At 42.0% G+C, this 9,659-nt stretch carries 5 protein-coding genes and 4 pseudogenes; 5 read left to right on the top strand and 4 right to left on the bottom strand.

Annotated features, from left to right (window positions below):
- Positions 1–285: 285 nt before the first annotated feature.
- A pseudogene (locus H6G48_RS16580) lies at positions 286–1,347 on the bottom strand (ISKra4 family transposase).
- 127 nt (positions 1,348–1,474) lie between these two features.
- Here H6G48_RS16580 and H6G48_RS16575 point away from each other — a divergent pair.
- From H6G48_RS16575 to H6G48_RS16565, 3 genes and pseudogenes are all read left to right on the top strand, one after another.
- Entirely contained in the window at positions 1,475–1,825 is a 351-nt protein-coding gene (locus H6G48_RS16575) for a hypothetical protein (protein ID WP_190722551.1), read from the top strand.
- Between the two features lie 12 nt (positions 1,826–1,837).
- Positions 1,838–2,191 (top strand): annotated as a pseudogene (locus H6G48_RS16570) (IS1634 family transposase); the annotation flags it as partial.
- Between the two features lie 231 nt (positions 2,192–2,422).
- A pseudogene (locus H6G48_RS16565) lies at positions 2,423–2,933 on the top strand (ISKra4 family transposase); the annotation flags it as partial.
- A gap of 49 nt (positions 2,934–2,982) precedes the next feature.
- Here H6G48_RS16565 and H6G48_RS16560 read toward each other — a convergent pair.
- Positions 2,983–3,204, bottom strand: a pseudogene (locus H6G48_RS16560) (RNA-guided endonuclease TnpB family protein); the annotation flags it as partial.
- A 281-nt stretch (positions 3,205–3,485) separates the two neighbouring features.
- Here H6G48_RS16560 and H6G48_RS16555 point away from each other — a divergent pair.
- Together H6G48_RS16555 and H6G48_RS16550 are read left to right on the top strand one after the other, a co-directional pair.
- Entirely contained in the window at positions 3,486–4,646 is a 1,161-nt protein-coding gene (locus H6G48_RS16555) for a nucleotidyltransferase family protein (protein ID WP_190722550.1), read from the top strand.
- Between the two features lie 147 nt (positions 4,647–4,793).
- Positions 4,794–6,032 carry a glycosyltransferase family protein gene (locus H6G48_RS16550; protein ID WP_190722549.1) on the top strand — a complete coding sequence of 413 codons (1,239 nt, stop codon included), beginning with the start codon at positions 4,794–4,796 and terminating at the stop codon, positions 6,030–6,032.
- Between the two features lie 12 nt (positions 6,033–6,044).
- On the opposite strand, the gene dnaG is transcribed toward H6G48_RS16550, so the two are convergent.
- Positions 6,045–7,925 (bottom strand): DNA primase, encoded by a 1,881-nt coding sequence (gene dnaG / locus H6G48_RS16545; RefSeq protein WP_190722548.1) that lies wholly within the window; start codon positions 7,923–7,925, stop codon positions 6,045–6,047.
- Between the two features lie 364 nt (positions 7,926–8,289).
- Positions 8,290–9,414 (bottom strand): beta-ketoacyl-ACP synthase, encoded by a 1,125-nt coding sequence (locus H6G48_RS16540; RefSeq protein WP_190722547.1) that lies wholly within the window; start codon positions 9,412–9,414, stop codon positions 8,290–8,292.
- Positions 9,415–9,659: the final 245 nt, after the last annotated feature.

Genomic DNA, 9,659 nt, shown 5'->3' with positions numbered 1-9,659 from the left:
ACAAGCTAGATATCTTGGTCGTGCCAATAATGTATTGAGAGTTGATTAACCGTATCTGTGGAAAAATAATGGTGGAAAGATCATAAATTTAGAAGTTCAAAGACGAAATAGATAAACCCTCCATTATACCATAAAAAATTTTTGCAAGAGGTCTAATATAAAAAGGAATACCCAACAGTAGAAATCCTGAAATCAGGAGCAGTGGGAGAAGAAATTGAAACCAGACAACAGCCAATAAAAATGGGAGCAAGTCAATTTTGTTAGAACAAACGTACCAAGCCTCGTTCAAAGTGTTCCGTTCAGGTACGCACAACGAAGTTTGAGAACTTGAGGTACATTCCTTTCATTCCATTGCGCTCCCGAAATTTTCAAGCGTCTATCGATTTGTTTAATCGTTGATTCCACCGCTCCTGAACCAATCGAACAAATTTCGTTCTCTTGAAAATAAGAATAATCGATTATTCGATGACAATGCTCTCTCAAGTAATTACAGAAATTTTCCGCTTGTTTTTTCGATAAAGAAGAGAATAAAGCGATAGTTTCCTCGACTTTTCCCTTCCATAACAAGCTTTCCGCCTCTTGAATTCTCTTCTGGGAACCTCCGACTTTATACAGGTTTTCCACCAGATGAAACCAATCTAAAACCTCTCGTTTTTCCACTGGGGCTTCGATCTGTCCGATGATTTTCCATATCCCCGGATGACCGTCTCCTAGACAGGTTAGAGGATCGGACAACTCTTGCCGATTTACCCACTCGATTAAAACCTCGTTTTCCCTGAACGTGGCTTTGGTCACTAGATTATCTGCCCAGATCGCCTTGTAATCTTTCCAAACGCACGATTCTCCTTTTGTCTCCGTTCAAAGAGCGTACTTTCCCACCATCCAAGCTGATTTCTTTGATAGTTTCTCTTACTTCTTCCTCGGGAAACTCGTGGCGCTCGACAATTCTTTGTAACGTTTTCTCGGAAACTTTTATTCCCGTGTATTTGGGTAGATCTTTTTCAGCATTCTTGTAAGAAACCGTGGCACTTAACCTTAAACAACATTCCTCTAAAGCTGGACTAATTCTTTGATGGGATTCCAGATGTAAATACTCCGCTTGTTTTTCGGTGACGGGTAGTTGACCGATTATACTTTTTAGAATTCTTTCTCGTCCCGCTTTTGTTCCCGTTGTTTTTTCGATAAAAAAATTCCTAATTGGGGGGTAACATAATCTAAAGTCTGTTGTCGGATCGTTTTTTCAATATCCCCTAAACTGGCTAAGTCTTCGGGAGCGGCCTCTTGATAGAGAATTTCGGCGATTCCTCGGGCGTATTCTTGGAGTTTTTTCTGGTTTTCTGGGTTCATTGACCGTTTCCTCCTTTGATATATCCCTATTTTACTCGATTCTTCTACCAGTCTCCAGCGCACTCTTCTGCAAAACTGACTTGCTCCCACTTTAAAGTTATATGAATCTCGTTTTGGCCTTGAAGCTATGTTCAAAGATTGTAAAACGCGAGGTGATAATATCGAGAAGACTAAAGTTAGTGAACCTCGCTTTTTAGCTCTTGTTTTATTGATTGCTATCGCCTATTCTTTAAATACGATACGGGGTCAACAACTCAATATTTTACCCCATCGTGTTTATATTTGTCGCCTCAAAGAATCTAATCGTTCTGCTGAAAGACATAGTGATTTTTGGATAGGTACTTATGGTACTTTTTGGGTTGAGTCGATGGATACTTTCTCGGAACTTGCCTTTTCTTTGATCCGCCTCAAACCCCAGAAAAACCCTTATTTCTCCAAAGGGTTAACGGCTATGAGCCTTATAAAGCAAGCTTTTTAACTGTTCTGTCACCCCTTGAGAGGATTTTCTTTTCTCAAAGACCCCTGCTTTTTTGCCCACAGTGTCTTTCTCAAATCTCCCCACAGAATTGAGGTCATGGCTATGCTTATGGGCTTGTGCCTGCTGGTTTATACTATTGGTCAAAGACAACTTCGTTTAAGTTTAAAACAGCAGGAGACGGGACTGAAAAATCAGTTGGGTAAGTTAACTGACCGACCAACATTACGCTGGATATTTCAGAACTTTCAAGGGATTCATCTCCGACCTATTCAAGACAATCAAAAGATTAGTAACTTAACGGATGAGAGGCGCAACATTTTGAGATTTTTTCCCAAACCTTGCCAGGAATATTATCTCTTATCTTGACCAGATGGATTGACTTCAAGGGGTGACAAAACAAAGCGAGCAACTGGAACATCTCCCCCTAGATGTTAAGTCTGATTGCCCAGTCATTCTCAACAAGCACTGTTTATTGAGAATGACTGGGGCAACCCTGAAATTTTCGGCTTAGTTGCCGGCAGCTTGCCGCCAACTCACTCCTCTAGATAAGTATTTTGACTCACGCTCCTTCCTCTTTTGAGACGTTGTGACACTTAGGGTGCGGAATGTGGGTTTCAAGATAACTCGGCTTGATTAGATTTGGTTAATTCTCAAGTTTTGGCTAAACCTTTAATTTGTTTAGGAGATGGACATGATGGTATCTGGAATGTATTTCGTGAGATAGGAGAGAAACAGGAAAGAATTGAAATATTGGATTGGTATCATTTAATCGAAAACCTCTATAAAGTTGGCGGGTCATTCCAGCGAATTGAGGAGGTAAAATGTTTTCTATGGAAGGGGGAAGTGGCGGCGGCTATCTTTTGTGCGCGAAGGATGGTCAGAGCCGCAAGTTGAGAATTTTATTACTTATTTGAACAAGCATAAACATCGAATTGTCAATTATGGTTATTTGCAGGCAGAGGGCATTTCCATTGGCTCTGGCTCCGGGTCATCAAAAATTAAACAAATTGCTCATCGTCTCAAAATTACTGGTGCAAGTGGGGAATCTGGTAATGTACCGCAAGTCCTTCGTCATCGCTGTGCCTATCTAAATGGTTGCCTTTTTTAACTTTTTTATTGATCTCATTAAGCATTTCTACTTATTGCAAAGGTGAGATGCTCCCACGAGCTTGAGAGTTTAATTTATTAACCCAAGGTGTTTCTTTGTTGTCTGCTAGTACAGCACAAAGCTTTTGAAGATCATTACGGGTTGTCCCTTGATTGTCCAGACAATAACGAACACAAGAGTTAAGCACAAACTGAGATGTCCTAATTGCTTCATCTAGTCTTTGAGATTGTTCTGGTGTCCCGTTTTTTAACTTGGCTTCTACGACTAGGATTGATTAATCCTCGACCCTGGATAAATTAAGTATAACACAGTTTACTTACAAATGGTAGAATTAAAATCGTGCTTCGCGGTTAATATCCTGGTCGGATTTCATCCCCCGCAAAGGTTGATGTCTTGTGGAAAAATTTAGCGGGGGCATTCATCCGACATTTAAGGTAAATCTATTTTTCGAGGTACCCCCAAGAGGATCGATAACCACTGATTCCGAGCCAGTAATGATACACTAGGCATGATTTAATTACAAACCTCGATCACAAAAGGAAATAGATATCGATGAAAGCCATGATTTTGGCGGCTGGCAAAGGAACTCGCGTCCGTCCGATTACCCATACGATTCCCAAACCCCTGATCCCGATTTTACAAAAGCCGGTGATGGAGTTTTTGTTGGAACTGTTGCGACAGCATGGCTTTGATCAGATCATGGTCAATGTTAGTCATTTAGCCGAAGAAATTGAGAGTTATTTCCGCGATGGTCAGCGTTTTGGGGTGCATATCGGCTATTCTTTCGAGGGTAGAATCGAAGAGGGCGAGTTAATCGGTGATGCACTAGGATCGGCGGGCGGTTTACGACGAATTCAAGATTTTAATCCCTTTTTTGACGATACTTTTGTGGTTCTCTGTGGTGATGCGCTGATCGATCTTGATTTAACCGCAGCCGTTAAATGGCATCAGGAAAAGGGAGCGATCGCTACTATTGTCACCAAAACCGTCCCCAGAGAGGAAGTATCCAGTTATGGGGTGGTAGTTAGCGACGAGGAGGGACGGATTCTCAGTTTCCAAGAAAAACCGGCCATCGATGAAGCTTTAAGTACCTGCATTAACACGGGTATCTATATTTTTGAGCCAGAAATCATTGATTTTATTCCCCCTAATAGTAAATACGACATCGGGGGCGAATTATTCCCCCAATTAGTCGCTAAAGCTGCACCTTTCTACGCTTTAAACATGGATTTTGAATGGGTGGATATCGGTAAAGTCCCCGACTACTGGCAGGCAATTCGCGGGGTGTTATCCCGGAAAATTAAAAATGTTGCTATCCCTGGCATCGAAGTCAAACCGGGCATCTACACGGGCTTAAATGTGGGAGTAAACTGGGATCGAGTCGATATCACCGGACCTGTGTATATCGGGGCAATGACGCGCATTGAAGACGGGGCGAAAATTGTCGGTCCGAGTATGATTGGCCCGAATTGTTGGATTTGTGGCGGCGCGACGGTGGACAATAGCGTTATTTTTGAATATTCTCGCCTCGGTTCAGGGGCGCGTTTGGTGGATAAGTTGGTCTTTGGGCGCTACTGTGTTGATAAAACCGGCGCGGCGATCGATGTGGAAGCGGCAGCCTTGGATTGGTTGATTACCGATACCCGCAAGGTTCCCCCAGAATTTGATCACCCTAAACATCAGGCAATTCGTTCTTTATTCAATGGCAAGTAGGCAACACCCCAACAGGGAAACCACTTCGCGCGCGTTGTGAGGGAGAAGGGAGAGGGGAAAACAAATAAAAATAGTCTCCTGAATACTGTCTCCTGACTCCTGAATACTGTCTCCCCAAAACGAAAACTTCCTACCTCACCACATATCATGTTTGATTCTCCTGTTGATCTTCTCATTCTCTCTAATGGCCCAGGAGAAATATCTACATGGGTGCGTCCAGTTGTCAAGAGATTGCGACAAAACTTAACAGAAGATCGATCGCTGTTGCGGATTTCGGTGATTCTTTCCCCTTGTACTCATTCTATGGGGGCGGAAACGGCAGTAGTTAGGAAATATCCGGAGGTCGATCGAGTCCAGTCGCCAGAAAACTTCTTTAATTTTCTTTTCTGGGGAAAAACCGCCGATAATTGGGATTGGCACCCCAAGGGCATCGTTTTATTTTTAGGGGGCGATCAATTTTTTGCCCTCACCATCGGTAAACGTTTGGGTTATCGCACCGTTATCTATGCGGAATGGGAAGCGCGTTGGTATCGGGGGATCGATCGCTTTGCCGTAATGAATACAAGTGTATTAAATAATATTCCCCAACAATATCAGCATAAATTTACTGTTATCGGCGATTTAATGGTGGATTTGCCCAATGCTATCACCCCTGATGACGCTACCTTAATTGCACTCCTCCCGGGTTCCAAACCCTCGAAATTAGCTCAGGGTGTACCCCTAACCCTAGCCATTGCCGAAAAGATACACGCGCAGGCTCCCCGGACTAAATTCTTAATTCCCGTCGCTCCTACCCTAAATTTAGCTTATTTGGCGAAATTTGCCGATCCTAGCTCTAATCCGATGATCACTAAAACCGGTTGGAGTGCTGCCAAATTAAAAAACGGTGAAAAACCCTATCTAGAAACAGATAAGGGGGTAAAAGTTGACCTAATTACCGATTTTCCCGCCCATAACCAGCTTTCTCGCTGTCATTTAGCTTTAACGACGGTGGGTGCTAATACTGCCGAATTAGGGGCGCTGGCAATCCCGATGATTATTTTACTACCGACTCAGCAACTAGACGCGATGAGAACTTGGGACGGTTTACCCGGTTTATTAGCCCAACTGCCGGGGGTTGGCTCTTTATTTGCTAAGATAATTAATCTCTATATGTTGCGGAAAAAGCGTTTATATGCTTGGCCAAATATTTGGGCTGGTGCCGAAATTGTTCCGGAATTATTGGGGGAATTACAACCAGAAGAAGTGGCAAATATGGCTAGATCTTGGTTAGAAAATCCCCAACAATTAGAGGCTATCCGGCAAAAATTGCGGGCAGTGCGCGGGCAAGCAGGAGCAGTGGATAAGTTAGTATCTATTATTGCCGAACAATTGTCTAGCTTCTAATCAATTAGAGAATTAAGCTTGTTGGTAGAGAGGATCAATTTCGATTAATTTATTAACAGTTTGATAAAATTCCTGCTGATAAAATTCCCTTTGATTGCTGTCGCCAGAATTAATTAATTGTTCTTGACAGTAGCGACGATATTCCATTAAACTAATTTTTTCCATAGCTATAATAGCATCTTTAATTTGTTCTTCTGGCTGCAAAATTTCCTGACTGGTATGTTCATTTAAGTGCAATAAAGAATTAAAATCACGGTTTTTGTCTGTGGTGATCATCAATAAATGATTCTGTAAAGATGACATCAAATCTCTTGGTTTAGTAATTTGGGTTTCTAACTCTAGAATTACTTGCCATAACCAACGATAATCCGGGAGATTAAAAATTAAATCTTTTTCATCCAAAGATTCTAAAATTCTTTCCCGATATTCAGGATAATGGAGATAGATTAATAATAATAACCATTCGGCTTTTTCCGAGCTATTTTTTTCAGATTTATCTAAAATATTTTTCCTCTTGATTGCCAGAGATTTTCCCTGAGGTTTATTAACCTGCTTTGAGAGATTTTTTAAAATATAAGGCAAACGAGTTGCATCTTTTTGAGCCAAAATTTCAGCACAATAATCTAGATAAAAAGTGCGTTGATTGCTATCGATTAACTTTTGCAGTAAACTCACCATACTATTGGCTACTTGTTGAAAATGTAGTCCCTGTTTTAAATCTTTATTAACCAACATTTGCGAGATTTGCCAATCAATCCAAAAAGGAGATTTTTCGATTAGTTCTCGATAACTATTCACCCCGTCAGCACGAGATTTAAGAAATTCATCGGCATCTTTACCATCGGGAAGATTGAGGATTTTTAGGTTAACTTGTCCCGAATAAACTAGGGAGTTAATTTCCTCGATCGCCCTTTGTGTCGCTTTAATTCCCGCTTGATCAGCATCAAAATTAAAGATTATTTGTTTACTTTCACTGTAGCGCAAAAGTAATTTAATTTGCTCTTGACTTAAAGCTGTTCCTAAACAGGCAACCACATTACTAATACCAGTAGCATGAAGAGCGATCGCATCAAAATAACCCTCGACAACTATCGCTAAATCTTGCTGAATAATTGTCTGTTTAGCTCGATCGAGAGCAAAGAGAGTTTTTCCCTTTTCAAATAGAGGAGTATCGGGAGAATTTAGATACTTTGGCTGCTCATTACCTAAAGTGCGACTACCAAAAGCGATCGCTCGTCCTTGACTATCAAAAATAGGAATCATTAAACGATCTCGAAATTGATCGTAATAACCACTACCATTTTGACGCGCTTTAATTAATCCCGCTTGTTCCACTAAAGCCACAGGATAGCGCTTTTGTTCCACTAAATAACGATAGAGAGTTTCCCAACCTTCCGGAGAATATCCCAGTTGAAAAGCTGCGATAGTTTCCGCGGTTAGTTGTCGTTGTACCTTAAGATAATCTAACGCTTTTTCCCCTTGAGGTTGACTAAGGGCGTGTTGATAAAAACTCACCGCCACGGCCATTATTTCGTATAATTGTTCCTTGAGGGATAATTTCTGTTCTAATTCCTGACGCTGTTCTACTGCCAGAGTTTTAATCGGGATTTGATACCTTCTAGCAAGATCGAAAACCACTTCACTAAAAGATTGTTTTCCCACTTCCATAAGAAATTTAATCCCGTTTCCCCCCGCACCACAGCCAAAACAGTAATACATTTGTTTGGCAGGACTAACCGTAAAACTGGGGGATTTTTCCTCGTGAAAAGGACATAAACCGACGTATTCCCGTCCCCTTTTTTTGAGGACGACTCTCTCGGAAATTAAATCCACAATATCAATTCTTTGTTTAACTTCTTCGATCGTGTCCGGATGTAGTCGCGGTGTATCCATAATCAGTTATCAGCAGTCAGGAGTCAGATGTGAGTTTTAAGTGAGCAGTATATATTAAGTGAGCAGTATTAAAGCTGATCACTGAAAAATCTCCCCAACACCTACCACCCCCACTAAGGCCCTTTTTGACTCCTGGAAATTCGCACCCATAAGTAATAAGAAAGGACTTGACTTTGGCGGCGGCTTGTGCTATGCTTTTATCATAATGGGAATCCGTGCCAATTTCCAGAAGTTCAAATATTCCCATTGTGAATAAAATCTTTTAAAAATATTATCTCAAAATCTCCCGACAAAAACAAGCAAAATTTTCCCCATAATTGTTAAGTTTTGTTAAAAATGCAGAGACCGGCAGGGAAAGAACTGATTACTGATCACTGAAAAACTTCCGCACTGCGATGGCGGCATTTTGTCCTCCGAAACCGAAACTAAGACAGAGACAATTGTGCAGGGAAAAATTAACAGCCGCTCTAATTAAATTTAATTGAAAAGGCGACTCGCGCACACCGACACAGGGGGGAATTAGCTGATTTTTCAGAGCCATTAAACAAAAAGCCACACCTAATGCCCCCGAAGCCCCTAAAGTGTGTCCTGTTGCCCCTTTTGTCGAGCTTACAGCCACTTGCGAGCCAAAAATGCTGGCGATCAGGTTTGCCTCCCGTTCATCGTTTAAACGCGTGCTAGTGCCGTGGGCGTGAATGTAATTAATTTCATCTTTTCTTAATTGACTTCTGTGCAAACATAGTTCTATGGCTTTGGTAGCACTACGATTATTCACCGCCGGGGCGCTGACATGATCGGCATCGCAGGTAAAACCATAGCCCAAAATTTGCCCGTAGATGGGGGCATTTCTGCTTAAAGCCAGTTTTTCGGATTCAAGGACTAAAATCGCCCCAGCTTCGCCCAAAACCAAGCCCTCCCTAGCTCTATCAAAAGGATAACAGCCCGTTTTCGCCAAAGCTCCCATCTGTTCAAATCCCACCAAAGTTAAGGGAGTGATCGGGGTTTCGAGCGCCCCGGCTAAAACTCGATCGCATTCTCCCATAGTAATTAATTCTACAGCCTGGGCGAGCGACCAGATGCCCGTGGCACAGGCCGCCATGGGTGCTAACACTGGGGCGCCGGTTTCTATCAATCTAGCGGTCAATACCGAGGCGCGATCGGGTAAACTATCTAACCAGTTTTCTACTATTCCCGTCGCTGCCATCTGTTCCCATAAACCCTGACAACCACGACTAGAACCGATAGTGACACCACAATCCTTTAAGGGAGGGGTTAACTTCGCATCTTCAAGGGCAGCAATCAGGGCAATTTTGGTTAAATCCTCTAAAAATGCCGGTTTGTGACCGATTAAACCCAAGGGTAAAGCGGGTAAATCAGAAAAGGGTTGTTGTCTAGTTATACCAGTTTTGCCCTCTAGTAATCTTTGCCAACTCTGACTTAAATTTCCCAGAGAACTGATCAACCCAATTCCCGTCACCACAACATTCATTTATCAGTTATCAGTTATCAGTTATCGGATGAACGTAGGTTGGGTTGAAGCATGAAACCCAACGCCCGATTATGTTACGCTACCGCTAACCCATCCTACAAATAATTGTGCCTTCCTACTTAGAGCATTTAAGAGAATTACAGAGAATGATTGATCCTATAATAATGGGAAAATCCTCAGAGTGAGGAACTCGCATGAAACCAGCATCCCTGATTCAACTAACCGATAGTCTGAAAGCCCTTTAT

Origin of the sequence: Microcystis flos-aquae FACHB-1344, assembly GCF_014698375.1 — a bacterium.
GTDB classification, from domain to species: Bacteria; Cyanobacteriota; Cyanobacteriia; order Cyanobacteriales; family Microcystaceae; genus Microcystis; species Microcystis aeruginosa.
The sequence above is the reverse complement of the archived record's forward strand: the minus strand, read 5'-3'. Positions and strand labels throughout refer to the sequence as shown.

Coding starts and splice junctions, on each gene's coding strand:
- H6G48_RS16575 (WP_190722551.1), top strand. CDS start 1,475: ATGTTCAAAGATTGTAAAACGCGAGGTGATAATATCGAGAAGACTAAA.
- H6G48_RS16555 (WP_190722550.1), top strand. CDS start 3,486: ATGAAAGCCATGATTTTGGCGGCTGGCAAAGGAACTCGCGTCCGTCCG.
- H6G48_RS16550 (WP_190722549.1), top strand. CDS start 4,794: ATGTTTGATTCTCCTGTTGATCTTCTCATTCTCTCTAATGGCCCAGGA.
- dnaG (WP_190722548.1), bottom strand. CDS start 7,925: ATGGATACACCGCGACTACATCCGGACACGATCGAAGAAGTTAAACAA.
- H6G48_RS16540 (WP_190722547.1), bottom strand. CDS start 9,414: ATGAATGTTGTGGTGACGGGAATTGGGTTGATCAGTTCTCTGGGAAAT.